The sequence below is a fragment of the Enterococcus sp. AZ078 genome (assembly GCF_051714985.1).
GTDB classification, from domain to species: domain Bacteria; phylum Bacillota; class Bacilli; order Lactobacillales; family Enterococcaceae; genus Enterococcus_B; species Enterococcus_B hirae.
The window spans coordinates 1133439-1151595 of the sequence record NZ_JBIOSW010000001.1; the positions used below are offsets into that span (position 1 = coordinate 1133439).

Annotated in this window: 16 protein-coding genes and 1 pseudogene; 12 read left to right on the forward strand and 5 right to left on the reverse strand. The window is 35.8% G+C overall.

All coding sequences use genetic code 11. The annotated features are described in order from the left end of the window. The first annotated feature begins 74 nt into the window (after positions 1 to 74). The gene (locus IGJ18_RS05350; protein ID WP_002290178.1) at positions 75 to 350 is read left to right on the forward strand and encodes an HU family DNA-binding protein; all 276 of its coding nucleotides are present in this window, start codon (positions 75 to 77) and stop codon (positions 348 to 350) included. Between the two features lie 511 nt (positions 351 to 861). Here the strand turns inward: IGJ18_RS05350 and IGJ18_RS05355 are convergent. Continuing rightward, positions 862 to 2541: a hypothetical protein gene (locus IGJ18_RS05355; protein WP_438842983.1), complete on the reverse strand. Its 1680-nt coding sequence runs from the start codon at positions 2539 to 2541 to the stop codon at positions 862 to 864. Positions 2542 to 2870: 329 nt separating this feature from the next. On the opposite strand from IGJ18_RS05355, the gene IGJ18_RS05360 reads away from it, so the two are divergent. Genes IGJ18_RS05360 through IGJ18_RS05370 form a run of 3 tightly spaced genes read left to right on the forward strand, consistent with a single transcriptional unit; the run spans position 2871 to position 5764 of the window. Next, positions 2871 to 3917, forward strand: a complete 1047-nt coding sequence (locus tag IGJ18_RS05360) for a hypothetical protein (RefSeq protein ID WP_034700278.1) — start codon at positions 2871 to 2873, stop codon at positions 3915 to 3917. Continuing rightward, entirely contained in the window at positions 3918 to 5177 is a 1260-nt protein-coding gene (locus IGJ18_RS05365; protein ID WP_088775133.1) for a tetratricopeptide repeat protein, read from the forward strand. A gap of 5 nt (positions 5178 to 5182) precedes the next feature. Continuing rightward, a complete protein-coding gene (locus IGJ18_RS05370; RefSeq protein ID WP_010719559.1) occupies positions 5183 to 5764 on the forward strand; it encodes a ReoY family proteolytic degradation factor in 582 nt (193 codons plus the stop codon). Positions 5765 to 5940: 176 nt separating this feature from the next. Here the strand turns inward: IGJ18_RS05370 and IGJ18_RS05375 are convergent, their stop codons facing one another. Beyond that, complete coding sequence (locus IGJ18_RS05375; RefSeq protein WP_034700281.1) at positions 5941 to 6816, reverse strand: YitT family protein; 876 nt, start codon at positions 6814 to 6816, stop codon at positions 5941 to 5943. Positions 6817 to 6975: 159 nt separating this feature from the next. Here IGJ18_RS05375 and IGJ18_RS05380 point away from each other — a divergent pair, with 159 nt between their 5' ends. From IGJ18_RS05380 to IGJ18_RS05405, 6 genes and pseudogenes are all read left to right on the forward strand, one after another. Further along, entirely contained in the window at positions 6976 to 7329 is a 354-nt protein-coding gene (locus tag IGJ18_RS05380) for a nucleotide pyrophosphohydrolase (protein WP_010719556.1), read from the forward strand. A gap of 26 nt (positions 7330 to 7355) precedes the next feature. Then, the gene (locus tag IGJ18_RS05385) at positions 7356 to 8564 is read left to right on the forward strand and encodes a CCA tRNA nucleotidyltransferase (protein WP_438842984.1); all 1209 of its coding nucleotides are present in this window, start codon (positions 7356 to 7358) and stop codon (positions 8562 to 8564) included. Positions 8565 to 8828: 264 nt separating this feature from the next. After that, the gene (locus IGJ18_RS05390; RefSeq protein ID WP_010751262.1) at positions 8829 to 9284 is read left to right on the forward strand and encodes a hypothetical protein; all 456 of its coding nucleotides are present in this window, start codon (positions 8829 to 8831) and stop codon (positions 9282 to 9284) included. Between the two features lie 231 nt (positions 9285 to 9515). Continuing rightward, positions 9516 to 9791 (forward strand): hypothetical protein, encoded by a 276-nt coding sequence (locus IGJ18_RS05395; protein WP_010719553.1) that lies wholly within the window; start codon positions 9516 to 9518, stop codon positions 9789 to 9791. Positions 9792 to 9803: 12 nt separating this feature from the next. Next, positions 9804 to 11888, forward strand: coding sequence for a cation:proton antiporter (locus IGJ18_RS05400; RefSeq protein ID WP_010719552.1), 2085 nt, complete (start codon positions 9804 to 9806; stop codon positions 11886 to 11888). A gap of 84 nt (positions 11889 to 11972) precedes the next feature. Further along, positions 11973 to 12193 (forward strand): annotated as a pseudogene (locus IGJ18_RS05405) (type IA DNA topoisomerase); the annotation flags it as partial. A 128-nt stretch (positions 12194 to 12321) separates the two neighbouring features. On the opposite strand, the gene IGJ18_RS05410 reads toward IGJ18_RS05405, so the two are convergent. The 3 genes from IGJ18_RS05410 to IGJ18_RS05420 are packed head-to-tail and all read right to left on the reverse strand — an operon-like array spanning position 12322 to position 14686. Further along, positions 12322 to 12636, reverse strand: coding sequence for a DMT family transporter (locus tag IGJ18_RS05410; protein WP_126344293.1), 315 nt, complete (start codon positions 12634 to 12636; stop codon positions 12322 to 12324). Positions 12637 to 12639: 3 nt separating this feature from the next. Next, on the reverse strand, positions 12640 to 12969 hold the full coding sequence (locus tag IGJ18_RS05415; RefSeq protein WP_010737365.1) for a DMT family transporter: 330 nt from the start codon (positions 12967 to 12969) through the stop codon (positions 12640 to 12642). A gap of 28 nt (positions 12970 to 12997) precedes the next feature. Next, on the reverse strand, positions 12998 to 14686 hold the full coding sequence (locus tag IGJ18_RS05420) for an IS1182 family transposase (RefSeq protein WP_438842985.1): 1689 nt from the start codon (positions 14684 to 14686) through the stop codon (positions 12998 to 13000). Between the two features lie 484 nt (positions 14687 to 15170). Between IGJ18_RS05420 and IGJ18_RS05425 the strand changes: the two genes are divergently transcribed. Beyond that, positions 15171 to 15938, forward strand: coding sequence for a cyclase family protein (locus IGJ18_RS05425; RefSeq protein ID WP_438842986.1), 768 nt, complete (start codon positions 15171 to 15173; stop codon positions 15936 to 15938). A gap of 318 nt (positions 15939 to 16256) precedes the next feature. Then, positions 16257 to 18152: an ABC-F family ATP-binding cassette domain-containing protein gene (locus IGJ18_RS05430; protein ID WP_096709237.1), complete on the forward strand. Its 1896-nt coding sequence runs from the start codon at positions 16257 to 16259 to the stop codon at positions 18150 to 18152. Positions 18153 to 18157 lie beyond the last annotated feature (5 nt).

The following is an 18157-nucleotide window of genomic DNA, read 5'->3' on the forward strand; positions in this document are numbered from 1 at the left end:
CTGGACCACTCAGAATGTTTTTAACTAAACTGATGTTTTACATCATATCTCTTGTGGAGGAGGTGAATCTATCCATGGCAAACAAAGCAGAATTAATCGAAAAAGTTGCTTCAGCTACTGACTTAACTAAAAAAGATGCAACTGCAGCAGTCGATGCTGTATTTTCAACTATTCAAGATGCTTTAGCTAACGGCGAAAAAGTTCAATTAATCGGTTTTGGTAACTTTGAAGTTCGCGAACGTGCTGCACGTAAAGGACGTAATCCACAAACTGGTGAAGAAATCGAAATCCCAGCTAGCAAAGTACCTGCATTCAAACCAGGTAAAGCATTAAAAGACGCTGTTAAATAATACGGCTCATAAAAAAGCGCTTGTGGCTTTAAGCTGCAAGTGCTTTTTTATATTTCCTATTGTTTTGAGTTTTAGAGTGAAGAAATTAGGAGACGAAGGGTAGTACTTTGCGTCTCCGTTATTTATGTATCTGAGATATAAATCTTATTTTTCAGTTTAAAAATGAGTAAATGGTCTGCAAGAAGCAACTCCTCAGCAATAAGCGATAATTTTCTAAAATAGGAGAAGCTATTTCAAAAAATCTTTTCTTATTGTCATTGAAGCTCCGATGCTTTCACAACCTTACTTTAAACAATAATAAAAAATCTGAGGCAGAATACGGTTCATTCTGTCCCAGATTTTTTAATACAAAACTTATCAGTCATTATTGACGAAAAGCTATTTTTTCAAACTATCTTAATGAATAAGATAGTCGTTATTTTTACAACCTCTTATTTATTCAAAGTTGCTTGCTTCACTCATTGCCTCATTTTTCTATCTGGCTGTTTAGAAAAAATCTTTTGCTCATCGGTTATTGCGTGCGTTTGTTTTTACTGAAAAATTTGCATCGTTTGCTCATATAGTAAGCAATGATGATAACCACTGTTAATATTCGGATATAAATAGCTGATCTGAATAGTTTACCTGGTTTATATCCTACAATAATTTCATTTGTACCAATCTTTGGAGAAATTCTTAGAGCGCCTATTGAAGTCAGTGAATATTGTGCTTCACTTCTAGATTTTCCATTGATTATGAGAGAACTATTGTGGTAAATGATTACTGGTAAAGTTATTTTATTTGTATCTTTAGCAGTGAAAGTTAGATGTATATTCCCTTGTTTGTCAATTGATCTTTTAAGAGGGATAGAATTGTGTAAAACGTCCTCTTTATAAGCTTTGTAAGGATCTTCCAATTGTCCACCACTAGCAGGTAAATAGTCAGCCATCGGTTTTCTGTGTATTTGTAAAGCAGCAGATAGATCAGCATTGCCTCCAAATAGGTGACGAATATTACTTGCATTACTTTCTAAGGTTTCAGCAGCACTGGTGTCTTTAGAAAGTGGGGAATCACTATTCCAGATAGCTGCTGTATCCGAAATTAAAGCATAGCCACCTGTTAAATTTAACAATGAAAAAGTCAGTAATAGTGGCACACTGATTTTTAAAACTGATTGTTTCTCTAAAGTTACAAAGGCTTTTTGAATGGTAAAACCGAACCCTAGTATTAATAAGATACATGCGATGCAACCCAGTCTTTGTGGAAATTGCATTTTTCGAACAAATGTAAAATAATTGCCGATATCATTCCAAGGAATGTATTTAGAAGAGACAAGTAAAAAGAATGCTCCGACTAAGTTGATTGTTTTTTCCAACACACTGAGTTTATTAAAGTGGACGATAGTAAACACAAGTTGAAAAACAAATATCATAGAAAGGATTAGTCCAAAGTTTGTCCAGCCAATTGAACCAAACGAAAGTGAAGTACTATTCGATAATAGATCAGTTACTGCGTATGGTGGAATCAAGGTATCATTGGACAAATCCAGAAAAGCAGTAAACGTATTGAAAGAAAGACCGATAGCGATCACCACTGCTAGTAGAGCCTGTTTGATTATTACTAGTTTTTTGTTCGAGTGAAGAAAACCTACAAGGAAAAAGGGAATCAAAGCGGCTACGGCTAGTAATGTTGAAAACATATGGACAGATAGCAATAATGAAATGGTTCCTCCTAGCACCACAGGTTGGATTGGGCTTTCCCGATTTCTTATCATTCTAACAGCTGGAATAAAAATAAGAGGTAAAAAGGCAGCACCCCAACCAGAAAAATTTTGGGCAAGAGTGTAGTAAAAAATGGTAGGTGTACCCATGTATAAAATAGCCATCCCCGTAGCAATTTTTTGCTCTAAATGGCAGTACCGTCCAAGGAAATACATCGATGTACCGGCAGTGAAGTAACACAGAAAAGTAGATACAAGTTGGAATCTGAACCAAGTTTTAAAAATTAAAAGTAACAGTCCATGTAAATAGGCAAAGTCGGTTCCATAAAGGGCATTGATGACTCTTCCCGATTGGCTAAAACCGTAGATGGATTGGAAATAATTAAACGTGCCATTTTTTAATTGCATAGCCGTGTCATAGAAACGGTTCATATGAAATACCCAGTCATTTGAAACAATGAGTGCATGTTTATAAATTTGAGGTGAAACCATAAAAAAAGCACATAGGGAGATAATTAAAATTGCTGTAACTGATTTTTTATTTATTTTTGACAAAACTTATCCCTCATTTTTGATGAAATTTAGTTGAATAAAATTGCTTAATCCATTTCTCCGTTTTATAAAATGAAAAGCAAAGTCCTATATAATCTTTTACTTCGTATTACAGTATACCATGCCCGATTTATTACACAAGAATTCTTTAAATAGGTACTCCTAAATGTAGGTGAATTACGAAGTTTTTCTATATTCTTTCAAGAATTTACCCTATTCTTTTCCGATTTTACTTACTAATGGTAAAATAAAGAAAAGGAGGGGTGCTTATGGAAATCGACTATCAAGGACAAGAAGAACAAACAAAAATCTATTATGGGGAAACGTTGGTCAGCCAGCTGAAAACAATAACGATTGATCAGCCTGTTTTATTTTTGACGAACCAACGGTATTACGATTTGTTTGTTGAGAAAATCAACCAACAGTTTCCTAACCCAAGTGAGATTGATTGGTATATCTGTGCCAATACTCAATGTAATCACTTAACAGAACTAAGTAATCTTGTGACATTTGCAAAACGATATCCTGAAAACCAATCCTTACTTATAATTGGGTTTGGGAATGAGGGAATCATGGATTTAGCAGGTTTTTTCCAGAAGCATACCTCACTTGCATCAACATTATGGCTAATACCGGTATCGATTCGTTCAATGGCCCGGGCATTAACTCCTCAACGAAATATTTTACAATTGCCAAATCAAGTCGTCTTGCGAACGACCAACCTTCCAGAACGAATTGTTTACGATCAAACAATCAGTGAAAAACAAGGAGAAGGGAAACAAATAGATTTTTTGACTTTGATAACATGTGGTTTAGTTTGTGATTATCATTTTTTACAAAATCTCTATAAAAACTATCCGCAACCAAGGCAGTTATCTCAGCGGGCTTTTACGGGGATGCTGGAAGAAATGATTACTTTTTACCAAGTAGATGCGGAAAATCTCTCAAATTATGGTAAACTATTTGAACAAGCTTTTTACCTAACAGAAAATGGTCATTTGTTATCAGCTAGTATGAAAAAACTATTAGGAATGCTTTTTCATCTTACTTGGAATGTAGGACTAGCGGATATGTCCTTTCAATTGAAAAATTTTTTTATCTGGTTGAAACATCTGGGTTATCCTATCGATTGGCCAGAACAATTATCAAAAATTGATTATTTAGAAAATGTCTTGCTTCTAGCGGAAAAAAGCAAAAAAATTCTTGTTTTGAAAAAAATTGGTATAATAGAGAAATATCAATCGCCAAAGGAACAAGAATTAATACAAACAATGAAATCTTATGACGAGATTATTAGTGAGATTAGAGGGATTTAAATGAATACAAATAGTGAAAAAATGTTACAAGCATTGTCAGAGGAAGATTTGGCGCAAGCTCAGTTATATCTGACACAAGCTTTGAAAGAAGATCCGGCCGATGTTTTGGCTGAATTAGGGGAAGAACTCTTAGCGATTGGTTTTTTAGAAGAAGCAAAGCAAATTTTTGAACAGTTAGTGAAACAGTACCCCGAAAATGATGAGTTGTTCATTCCATTGGCGGAAATTGCGATTGAAGATAATGAAATCGATCAAGCATTTGAATATCTGGAAAACATTTCAAAAGAAAGTGACTACTATCCTCAAGCTTTATTAGCAATTGCTGATTTATATCAAGTAATCGGTATTCCTGAAGTCAGTGAAGCGAAATTAAAGGAAGCAGCTGCGTTGTTGCCTGATGAACCATTGATCCAATTTGCTTTAGCCGAACTTTACTTTTCAGTCGATCGTTTTGCTGAAGCTGCAACGATCTATCAACTATTATTATCAAGTAATATTGATGAGATTTCTGGTATCTCTATGCAGGAACGTTTAGGACAATCTCTAAGCATGCAAGGAGAGTTCGAAGCAGCAATCGAACCATTGGAACAAGCATTGCAGGAAGAACGGACAGATGATCGCTTATTCCAGTTAGCTTTCACCAATCTGCAGCTAAAAGAAAATGAAAAAGCGATCAATTATTTACAAGAATTGAGAGAAGTAAATCCCCAATATCAATCTCTTTATCTTTATTTAGGTCAAGCATTGCAAGAAGAAGAATTGATTGAAGAAGCGCAGAAAGTTCTTGAAGATGGGATCAAAGAAAATCCTTATCAAGTAGAACTCTATCACTTAGCTTCTGAAAATGCGTATCGCCTACATGACAAAGAAAAAGCAGAAAAACTATTATTAAATGCGTTGGAATTAGGTGAAAAACAAGACGAAACATTATTAACATTAAGTAATTTGTATTTAGATGAAGAACGTTACGAAGATGTAATCAAGAGTATCGATCAAATGGAAGAAACTGCAAATCCATATGCGGAATGGAATTTAGCCCATGCCTATAATGAATTAGAGGACTTCACGCTAGCAGCTGTTCATTATGAACAAGCGTATCACGAATTGGAGCATGAACCTGATTTTCTAAAAGAATACGCCTTATTCTTACGAGAAGAAGGACAATTGACAAAAACAAAAGATCTACTTACTCATTATTTAGAATTGGAACCTGGAGATTTGGAGGCATTGTCAGTATTAGACGACCTAGCAGAGAGGTGAGTAAAATGCTAATAGATGTAAAGGAAAAAAAGAATTTCTTAACTTGGATGGTCAATCATGTTTCATTTAGTCGCAGAGAGGTTTTTTGGATTTTGAATTACTTGGCTAATCATGAAGCAATCTTAAGTAATGTTCATTTTGTTGAAGGAGCGAATCAAGCAAATCGGGGATTACAAATCAGTGACCTTTCTTTCGATGGAGAACCAATGAAATTATTTCTCGAGGGGAAAGAGTTTACCGATACTGATCAAATTTTTCATGAAATTCGATTAAATTGGAAAAGACCGCTATATGTAGAATGCCTTTTTGAAAATGCTTGGCAGACGAAAGAGTATTTAATGGTTTTAGAAGAGAACCCCTTTGCATCTTGGAACGACTCTATTAGTGAAGAAGATCTTGAACTAGTCGAGCAATATCTCAAAGAGAAAGAACAAGCAGCCCATCTCAAAATGCTTTACTTACAGATTGATCAAGCGCTTGAAAAAGGGGATAAAGATGCTTTCTTGGAATTGTCCGATGAAGTTAATCGTGAAATATTAAGCAAGAACCAAGTAAAAGGCGAACATGCAGGAAAGAATCCTAACTAAGGATACTTTTATTTAACCGTTTATTCGTTTTTAAAGATACTAAAAGAGACTGAGGAAAGTTGATATGCTCCCCCTATATAGGACACTGAAATATAAAAGTCCTGTATAGGGGGATTTTGTATGCCAAAAAGAAAGATGAAACTCACTCCAGAAAAACGAGTAGAACTAGGAGAGAGCTATATTCGCTTAAATAACTTAGTCTGTGGTTTAAGATAAGTGAATCCTTCTCCTTCGACCTCATGGACATTGATAATCGATAGAAAGGCTTTTTCATCGATTTCATGGACGATTCGTTTCACTTCATTCAATTCACTCGAACTAACTACCATATAGATAATTTTTTTAGAATGACCAGAAAACCCACCTTCACCACTTAAAAAAGTAACGCCACGTTCTAATCCAGTCATCAACAGTGGGGCAATTTCTTCATTTTTGTTTGAGACGACTAAAATCCCTTTAGCTGAGTAACCGCCATCTAAGATTGAATCAATGACACGGCTGAAAACATAAGAAACAATTAACGTATACATCATGCGTTTCAAGTCAATGTAAGTCAATGAAGCCAACAAAACGATAACATCTAATACCAGTAAAGATCGACCCATTGAGATTCCATAATTCTTTTCTAATATACGAGCAATGATATCACTTCCACCGGTAGTTCCACCCATCCGATAGACCAGACCACTTCCAGTTCCGGCAATTAAGCCAGCCAATAATGAGACGATCAGTAAGTCATGTTGAAGATTGATTTGTAAAGGAACACGTTGCCAAATCCATAAAAATGCAGACAACGAAACTGTTCCTAAGACGGTATAAGCGAGTGAACGTTTTCCTAAAATTTTTCCACCAATCAAAATCAAAGGTATATTGATCAATAGCGTAGAGTAGGCAGGATCAATCCCAAAAAGTGCGCGTAAGATCAAAGTGATCCCTGAAACGCCACCTTCTGCTAAATGATTCGCAATATTTAAATAAACGAGTCCAAACGCATAAATACTTGTACCAACCATAATCATTACGACTTCTTTAACTGTTTTCATTGAGATCATCAAACCACTCCTTCGATAAACCGACTAATATTTTCGCAATATTTCATTCTTTTTACATCACATTACTCAATGTAGCACGTAATCTTTATTTTCTCAATCGCTCTTGCCTAGGATTTGGACGTAGTTTTTGGTAAGATAAATAGGAAAGGTGGAGAAGAAATGACAAAAGAACGTTCTTTAAGAAGTATGCAACAGGAAGTAGATGACTATATCCAACAGTTTAAAGTAGGCTATTTTTCTCCATTAGCTCAAATGGCACGCTTAACAGAAGAAGTCGGGGAGCTGGCTCGAGAAGTCAATCATACATACGGTGAAAAAGCGAAGAAAGAAACGGAGCCCAACAATTCTGTAGCAGAAGAATTAGGTGATGTTTTATTTGTCACTATGATCATGGCAAATTCCCTGGAAATCGATTTAACGGATGTATTTGAAAAAAATATGGAAAAATTTAATCGCAGAGATCACAATCGCTTTGAAAGAAAAGAAGCAAATAAGGATGATAAAAAAGCGTAAGCCATCAAGTTGGAAGAGGGAAAACAATGAAACTAAAACAATTACCAAGAGAATACCAAAAAGCGATTCCTGTCTTGAATAAATTGGAGCAAGCAGGTTTTGAAGCTTATTTTGTCGGGGGAAGCGTCAGAGATATCTTGTTGGCTCAACCCATCCATGATGTAGATATCGCAACAAGTGCATTCCCAGAAGAAATCAAACAACTTTTTCCGAAAACCATTGATATCGGCATTGAACATGGCACCGTTTTGGTCTTGGCTGAAGAGGAACAATATGAAATCACGACCTTTCGGACAGAATCGACCTATCAAGATTATCGTCGTCCAGATCATGTCGAATTTGTCCGTTCACTTGAAGAGGATCTAAAAAGACGTGATTTTACGATCAATGCATTTGCATTAAAAGAAGATGGTCAAATCATTGATTTATTTGACGGGTTAGCTGATTTAGAAAACCAGATCCTTCGAGCAGTAGGCGATCCACAGGAACGGTTTCATGAAGATGCTTTGCGTATGATGCGTGGGATTCGATTTGTTAGTCAAATTGGGTTTACACTCGAGCAAGAAACGGCTGCGGCCATTCAGGCCAACCATTCATTATTAGGAAAAATTTCTGTCGAACGGATTAATGTGGAATTCATCAAAATGTTATTAGGGAAAGAGCGTTCTACAGGATTGAGAACATTCGTTGAGACGCAATGTTATATTTATTGTCCAGGTTTAAGAGACTATGGTGAAGCCTTGTTACGTTTTGCCGATTTACCAGATGAACCATTGCAAACTGAAAGTCAGGCGTGGGCATTGCTGATCGATCAGTTAGGACTTCAAGAAAGTGAGATCCGTCCTTTCTTAAAGGAATGGAAATGTTCCAACCAAATGATTCGAGAAGTTCAAATGATCGTTCATGGATTGATTCAACGTAAAAGACAGATGTTGGAACCAATGGTACTCTATTGTTTGGGAAAAGAGAACGCTTTGAAGACAGAAGAACTCATGATTTATTTTGGTGAAACACCTCAACTAGAACAAGTAGCAAAACGCTATGATCAATTACCGATTACATCCATGCGAGAGTTAGCAATTGATGGGAAGAAACTTCTTAGTGTGAGTGACAAGAAACCAGGGAAATGGGTCAGTGATGCACTTCAAGCTGCAGAAAGAGCAGTGGTAGAGGGAAATTTAGCAAATGAAGCAAGTGCCCTTTTTGATTATCTCCAGCAAAATAACCATTTATAGATTTCGATGAATGTCGAAGTCGCGCTTTAATAGAGATTCTGAAAGAAGCAATCAGCTCTGAGTAATAAGTGAGGAATTTAAAAACTTCTCCTATTTAGAAAATCCTCGCTTATTGCTGGGGAGTTGCTTCCGGATTTTTTTGTCAATAGTGGAACGCTTCTAAAGTTTCACATCTTTGAAAAAACTTTAGATGTGACCTTCGCGTGGGATGTGTGCTAAACTAAAAGGGAACCAGAATAAATGACGTCAAAAGGGGATTTTTTTATGAGTAAAGAAATGACAGCGCTAAAATTTTATTTCCGAAACGGCGAAACGTGGACGATCAATCGTCGCCATATTGGTGATTTGTGGATCAAACAAATAACAACGAGTTTTGGACGAATCAATGGTAGTGAATTTATGGAAATCCATCCTTGTGCTGGATTTAAGATCGAAATTTTTCACGAAGGTGATTCCGTAGCAACTCACGACATCAACTTAGGTGGATTAGAAATGGGCATGTTCAACCGTGCATTAAAATATGAAGATATTGAGCGGATGGAGATCCTTTATCGCAATGGTACACCTGACCTAGTTTATTTCCCTTATCTTGATAAAGGAACAGAAGGATTGGATAATCAATACCAATCAACTAAAATCAGTGAAAAAACAGGTAATTTATACATCGTGATCAATCCGGATCAACGTGTTGAAGATATCTATGGCGAGTTTTTTGAATAAAACCAAAGTTTAATGGATAGCTGAGAAAGGAGCGGAAATGGTTTCCCAGCTCCTTTTTTGGTGTGTTTTCCGCACTTGATATTTTCTTCCATTTGGAATAGAATGAGTTTCTGAAATTCAAGCAAACTTATTCTTCGAATCCAGCTGAACTTGTCTAATCAAGGGGAATCCTTTTCCTTTTAACGTTCAGTGTTTCATGAAGATCAAGTTTGCATTTAGGAGATCTTAAAAATGAGGAAGAGCTTTGAAGAACAAAAGAAACTGTTGCATGATCGTTATGGTGCGTTTTCAATGGAAGATCGTCGGCAAATCCTTTGTAAGCTACGAAAGAAAAATATTATCATGTATCGTCAGCTTGAGCGATTGAAACATGATTTGCTACGTTTAGAATCAAAGCGAGTACAGTGTGAATTAGAAGGAAACAATGTACAAGCAGAAGTGGTAGAAAACAAAATATTGAAGAAAAAAGAACAATTTCTAAAGGTACTCGCTCAAAATAAAAAATAAAGGGGACGGACCATGGAATTTGCTGAGTTAGTGATCGTATTTGCTGTAACGATCACCTTATCTAATATAGCTAGCCGCATTTTACCTATGATCCCAGCTCCACTGATCCAAATATTTCTTGGTATCATCTTAGGCTTAACAGAATGGGGCCAATCGATCAACTTTGAACCAGAACTCTTTCTAGTGATGATCATTGCGCCGTTGCTTTTTCGTGAAGGAGAAAAAGCCGATGTATCCTCGATCCTAAAAAACTTTGATACGATTTTATTTCTGGCTTTTGGAGGGGTAATCCTTACATTAGTCGGGGTTGGTTTCACGCTGTCGTTTTTATTACCCAGCGTGCCATTAGCTGCTTGTTTTGCTTTTGGAGCGGCTCTTGGACCAACCGATGCTGTCGCTGTCAGCTCGCTCTCTGGACGGGTGAATATCCCAAATAAAGCGATGCATATTTTAGAAGGCGAAGGATTATTGAATGATGCTTCAGGTGTTACCGCCTTTCAATTTGCATTAGCTGCATTGATCACGGGCTCTTTTTCTGCAGTCAACGCAGGATTTACACTTGTGTTTTCTAGTATAGGAGGAGCCGTCGTTGGCTTTTTACTTGTCTGGGTCAAACGAAAAGTGATTAATCTGATTGAGAAGGCTTCTGCCAGAGATGTGACAGGTTACTTGTTAATTGAATTGCTATTACCGTTTTTAGCGTATGTTTTAGCAGAAGTATTTGATGTTTCAGGGATTATTGCCGCAGTAGTAGCTGGGGTATTGCAAGCTTCGGGATTTAGAAAAATCTCGGTGTTTGATGCGGAGTTATCAAGTTTGTCCGATAGTACATGGACAACAATCACATTTACGCTGAATGCGTTAGTTTTTATTTTTTTAGGAATCGAATTAACCCAAGTATTTTCTCCAGTTTGGGGAGATGGGCTTTATTCAAATTGGTTGCTGTTAATCACGATTTTGTTGATTTCAATGATCTTATTTATGATTCGCTTTGTTTCGATCAGTCTTTTTTATTTATTTAAATATAAAGGAAAAGAATTCAAGGAACAATTGAATGAGATTTTGATTTTAACTTTTGGTGGTGTGAAAGGAACGGTTAGTTTAGCAACGATTTTCATCTTACCTTTTACGATTAACCAAATGATTTTTTATCAGCGCTCTTTATTATTATTTTTGACGGCAGGAGTTATTTTGGTAACACTGATCGTAGGAATCGTGGTTTTACCCCTGTTGACAGAAACGGAAGAGGTAGTGAAAACAGATTTGAATGCTTTAATGATCCTAGAAGAAGTCATTGAAGTATTGAAATCTGAAATCAAAACGTTAGATAAAGATTCAAAAGAATATTTAGCAACTGAAGCAGTGATCGAAAACTATCAAGAGCGTATCCGTGATCTTTATTTAAAAGATCTTTCTGATGATGAAAAGCAAGAAGTACAAGAAATTCAAGCATTGATTTTATCCATCGAACGTGATGGGTTAGATAAAAGTTATCGTTCTGGTAAGCTTTCCTCAAATGGCTATCGTTTTTATTCACGATTTCTTGCTAATTTTGAACACTCTATTACTAGTCAGGTACTGTCGTTTGTCGGCTTCTGGTTTATTTTTGTTCGACGGTTGATTCGGATCATCTTACATCCTAAAATGTTCTGGCAACGACAAAAATCAGATCGAAAGACACTGATTTCCGAAAAAGATATTCAAGAAATTCGGGAAACCTATCAAAAAAACACACAATTGATCATTGAGAGTTTAGAAAACCTAACCGATGTTTATGATGAAACAATGGTCAACTTTTTCATCCAACAACGAAAAATGGAAGGCATCAAAATGGCTTCAGGAAATTTGATCTCCTCTTGGATGATCCAACAAGACAGTCTTTATTCCAAAAAAATGTTGCGTGGCTATTACTTAGAGCGCAAAATCGTTGATGAGTATGAAGAAGCTGAGAAGATCACGACTTTTTCTGCTAATAGTTATCGGAAAAATATTAATTTACTGGAATCCTATACTATGAATAAGCCAGTTGATGATTTTTCATTTAAATTCGCATTGCGGGCAAGAAAACGTTCGCTTCCGGCTAAAAAAGTTGAGTAAGTGCTCAGCGTGATCAAATCTGGGTCAGAATGAACCTCATTCTGTCTCAGATTTTTTGTTATTTCACGTTGATTCATTGATGGTATGAATGATAACCCATGGTATAGTTTACTCTTGCAGCAAAAAGGTATACCAGTAAGTTTGTCCTTAGGTAGAGTCCAAACCCCAACAACATCTATGATTTACCAATTGCAAGAAAAGATCAGGAACATCAAGAAAAACCTTACTTTGAAGGAAAAGCCCAGATAATCGCTTAAAACGGAGAGTTTTGTGCCAAGCTTGATCCGAATGAAACTCAAATCACATAAGAAGCATTTGAAGCGTATTTAAAAGAAAATGGCTTTCAATTAGCAAAACAGCTTTAGTGATAGTAGAAGAGACTGAGACAAGTTTTGTCCCAGTCTCACAAATGACAATAGATTCTTCAATTTAATTAGCTAACTAGTTTTAGGCCAATCACAGAAAATAAAATAATAATCATGGAAGTAAATTGCAGCCAGTTCATTTTTTCTTTAAATAAAAATACTCCAAGGATCATTGAACCAATGGAACCAAAAGCTACCCAAATACTATAGCTAACCCCAGCTTCTAATGTATTCATTGAATGCGATAAAAGTAGTAAACTAGAGGCTGCAGAAATAATAGTTATAATACTCCAATTTATTTTTTGAAATCCGTGTGAATTTTTAAGAGAAAAGACCATTATGATCTCTGCTATTCCTGCTAGTATAAGATAAAGTATATCCACAGATTATTCCTCCTTTGTTGTGATTTTTAGACCCAAAATTCCTATAACTAATAATGCAGAAAACAATATTTTTTGCACAGATACACTTTCATTCAGAAATAAAATACCAAAAATGATTGTTCCAACTGCACCTATTCCAGTAAACACTGTATATGCTGCTCCAGTAGGTAAGCTTTCCATACCTTTAGCAAATAAATAAAAGCTAATAACAACGAGCAAAATCGTCAAAATGGAATAGAAAAAATGATGGAAATTCTCTGATTTTTTTAAACAAAGTACCCAAAAAATTTCTAAAAAACCTCCGAAGATAACGTAAAACCAGTTCTTCTCCATTTCGTACCTCCTTAAGAAAAATTAGATATCAGAAGACAAAAAAGAGAGTGGGACAATAGTTCTTTCTCAAAAAGAAAATAAGTTCGATTTTGATGTTTATTGTCAAAATAGAACTTATTTTTTCTGTTTTGCGCACTTTCCTCTCCATATATTTTCCTAATTTTCTTAAATTTAATGCCATCAGTGCCAAACCAATATCAATCGTTGCTCCTTGTTTCCCACGCAAATGGAAACGATGGAACGCCAAATGAGCCTTTAGATGTCCGAACACGGGTTCGACATCAATTTTTCGTTTCCGATAAATCGAACCAGTTTTCTCCTCTAAAAGCTTTTTTCTGCATTCTGCTTTGAAATAGCGCCAATTATTATTTACTTGAATTTTTCGCTTTTGTTCACTTTTCGCACGCGTACATTGACGACGAACTGAACAGTTCCGACAATCCTCACATTCATAGATTTTGAAATCTCGAATAAAGCCACCTTTATCTTTTCTGCGACTATAATTTTTGAACGGTACCGGACGATTCGCTGGGCAAATATAGGTGTCTTGTTCTTCAAGATAACGCCAATTCTCCACGTTAAACGGATTATCCTTGTACTTCTTTTTATTTTCTTTGTGATAACTGCCATATGTAATTAAGGGAGTTTTATGTAGAACATCGTTGATATACATGTAATTTTCTTCGCTACCATACCCTGCATCTGCCACAATGTACTCCGGTAACTCCTTATGTCGGTCTAAAAAACTGTCTAAAAATGGATTCAATGTTTTGGTGTCTGTGGGATTTGGAAATAATTCATAGCTCAAAACATACTGATTTTCGGTGGCGATTTGTAAATTATAACCTGGCTTGAGCTGTCCATTTCGCATATAATCGTCTTTCATCCGCATAAAGGTGGCATCAGTATCTGTTTTTGAAAAGCTATTTCGTTCTTGAAATAGTTGAGCATACCGTTCATACTTTTGTTTTCTTGGCAGATAATCCGTTTGTACCTGTCGGAGATATTTTTTATACATTCTTCTTTTTTTCTTTAGTTGACTTTGCTTTTCTTTGCATTTTTCATGTGTTAATTGTACTTGTGTTTCATGGAGTTCAGCTTCTAAATGATGAGCGACTTCTTCTAACTGGTCGCTCGTCAATCCATCGGATTGACTTTCTTCTTTTAAGCAAGGAAGAATTTCCTCTTGATAAAGCGTTTGATAAAAAGCTTCTGATTTTTCATCTAACAACCGTTCACACCGAGTGGTGGCTTTACGCCAAACAAAGCTGAACTTATTGGCGTCTGCTTCAATTTTCGTACCGTCAACGAAGATGGCTTCATTATCTATCACTTGATTGGTTATCAGTTGACGGCGAAACAACACAAAAGCCTCTGCTAGAAGCTGAGCTGTCGTTTCCTGACTTCTGAATCGATTGATCGTGCGGTAACTCACTTGTTTATGATTGGCTAGCCAACGCATACGGTAACTATCGTCTAATAAAAATTCGATCTTTCTGCCAGAAAAAACACGTTGCGTGTAGGCATAAAGAAGAATTTTCAACATCATTTTGGGGTGATAGGCTGGACGTCCCAGCTGTTGTTCAATTTGGTTGAAGAGCGCTTGCGGGATTGCTTCTACTAACGAGTGAACCGCAAAGGCAACATCCGTTTCTGGAATATAATGTTCTACATCTAGTGGTAAAGTTGTTTGGTTGATGGTATAATTTTTAAACATAAGGCACACTCCTTTGATTTTTGTTTAGGCACTTTAATCATACAAGGTTGTGTGCTTTTTGTGTACCTTAAAATCAAAAAAAAAATGGGGCAATAATCAGATTTTTTTCTGACTATTGTCCCACTCTCTTAGGATCCTCCGATATTCGAAAAAATTGTAATATATTTTTCTATTAATGTAAAGAAGATATTTCTTCTAGTCTCGAAAAATCAAGTAAAGTATACTATGTTGGACTTCCACATTATAAAATCAATAGGATAAATGACAGTTATTTTTCAAGATTTTCTTCACCTTTCTAATCGTTGTAAACTGATAGAAGCATCGTTCTTAACGTTTATCCTTTATTTAATGACATAATTCATTGATTGTCCATCAGACTATCACTATAAAAAATAAATTCAAAAATCATCAAAAAAAAGTAAAATAGAAAAATTTTTTTAGTTAATATTAAAACTTAGATAATCATTCAAGGAGTTGTTAGACATTGAAATTAGTTGACTTAAGTATCACTATAGAAAATGATTTGCCCAGTGATCCAGAGGAAATGATACCTAAAATTTCATACATTGATCATGAACAAAGCGTCAACGATATGCTTCGTTTCTTTGGAACAGCAAGAAAAGAACACTTGCCTGCTGGTTTAGCATGGGCGATCGAAAAAATTCACTTGACTACGCATTCAGGTACTCATTTAGATGCTCCTTATCACTACCATCCAACAATGGATAAAGGTAAGCCAGCTTGGACAATTGAGCAAATTCCTCTTGATTGGTGTTACGGTAATGGTGTTGTATTTGATTTTTCAAACAAACCAGACGGATATCGATTAGAAATCGAGGATTTTAAAGAAGCTTTAGATGCGATGGACTATCGATTAAAAGAAAAGGACATTGTTTTAATTCGGACTGGAGCGGATCAATATTGGGGAACATCAAATTACTTAATCAGTGGGTGCGGTGTAGGAAGAGAAGCAACTTTATGGCTACTCGAACAAGGAATAAAAGTGGTAGGTACCGATGCTTGGTCATGGGACAGACCTTTACCATTCATTGCAAAAGAATTTGATAAGACCGGAGACCCTTCACTTATTTGGGAAGGGCATTTTGCAGGAATCGAGAAATCTTATTGTCAGCTTGAAAAATTAACCAGTCTTGATCAATTACCTTCCACGGGGTTTAAAATCAGTTGTTATCCGATAAAAATTAAAAATGCTAGTGCTGGTTGGGTTAGAGCAGTAGCTATAATCGAATAATTAACATCTTTCTAATTATTTTTTATAATAGGAACGTTATAGATAGTCAAAACATAAAATTTTTTTTATTTTATAGATACAAAAAAAGCACACTCCTTTGATTTTTGTTTAGGCACTTTAATCATACAAGGTTGTGTGCTTTTTGTGTACCTTAAAAAAATGAGGCAATAATCAGATTTTTTCTAACTATTATCCCACTCTAATGAAAAAATCAACACTATCTTATTTTCTCCCTTTATTTTGTCTAAGATGACAATAGAAAAATATCCGTAATTAAATTATTTTATGATACAATAACCAAGATGAGGAGGGAATGGATTGAAAGAATTAAAAGTAACTGACCTCAATAAAACGTATGGTGAAAAAGAACTATTTAACCAGATTTCTTTTTTGATCCACGAAAAAGACCGAATCGGTTTGATTGGAACTAATGGAACTGGAAAAACAAGTTTATTAAATATTTTAGCAGGTATCGACAGTGGGGATGGAGATCGACCAACAGTTTTTTATCCGAATGATTATCGAATTGGATATTTGTCACAGACAACCGAATTTTCTGATGAATTGACTGTACTTCAAGCGGTTTTTCAAGGAAATAGTCCATTAATCCGTACCGTGAGAGAATATGAGGAAGCTTTGCTTGTATTAGCTGAGAATGGCGAGGACGAGAGCGTTCAGAGACGTTATGCCAAGGCAGAAGAACAAATGAACAAAGAAGATGCTTGGACCACAGATACAAATGCTAAGATTATCTTACAAAAATTAGGCATCAGTGAATTAGATAAAAAGATTGGCGCACTATCAGGTGGACAAAAAAAACGTGTAAGTTTAGCACAAGTCCTAATCGATGAGCCTGATTTATTATTATTAGATGAACCCACGAACCACTTGGATTATGAAGCAATTGAATGGTTAGAAAATTACTTAAAACAGTATCGTGGATCGTTATTAATGGTCACCCATGATCGTTATTTCTTGGATCGAGTGACGAATCGCATTTTTGAACTATCATTTGGACAACTACACGAGTATCGAGGGAATTATGAAGCTTATATTTTAGAAAAAGCTGAAAGAGATCGTGTGGAAGTGGAACAAGAAGAAAAACGAAAGCGCCTGTACAAACAAGAATTAGCCTGGATGAGAGCTGGAGTTCAAGCACGCGGAACGAAGCAACAAGCACGCATCAATCGTTTTGAGGATCTTAAAGAAAACTTGTATCAAGTCAATCATGAAGCAGACCTCGAATTGAATATCGCAACGAAACGTTTAGGAAAAAAAGTATTAGAGATCAAAGATGGAACATATGCTATTGAAGGGAAATTGCTGATCAACCATTTAGATTTGTTGATTCAATCACGAGAACGTTTAGGGATCACTGGGAAAAATGGTGCCGGTAAATCAACCTTACTGAATATTTTAGCGGGACGTATTCCTTTAGATAATGGTACGTTTACGGTTGGTGAGACTGTTCGTATCGCCTACTATACACAAGAAAATGAAGAGATGAATCCCGAAAAACGCATGATTGCTTATTTGCAAGAAGCAGCTGAAGAAGCTCAAACGGCAGAAGGTATGCAAATTGGTGTGGCTGAATTATTGGAAAGATTTTTATTTCCTCGATTTATGCATGGCACATTGATCAAAAAATTATCTGGTGGCGAAAAACGTCGACTATATCTATTGAAATTGCTGATCCAACAACCTAATGTTTTACTCTTGGATGAACCAACGAATGATTTAGATATCGCCACACTGACCATTTTAGAAGATTATTTCAAGAGTTTCCCAGGTGCCGTAATTACTGTATCACATGACCGTTATTTCTTAGACAAAGTAGCAGAAAAATTATTAGTTTTTCAAGGAAATGCTAAGCAAGAATTATATTATGGGAATATGTCGAGTTATTTATTGACACAAAAAGATGTAGCGCCTTTAGGTAAAGAAAAAATGAATGAACCAACGAAGCCGGCTACTGACGTTAAAAAGGAAACAAAAAAGAAACTTTCTTATTTAGAGCAAAAAGAATGGGAAACGATCGAAGATGAAATTGCTGAATTAGAAGAACAGATTTCAGAGCTGCAAGAAGAAATGAATCATCAAGGAGATAACTTTACTCGTTTACAAGAATTACAAGCAAACGTTTCACAAGCAGAAAGCAAATTAGATGAGAAAATGGCTCGTTGGGAATACTTAAGCGAATGGGTAGAAGACTAGGAGGA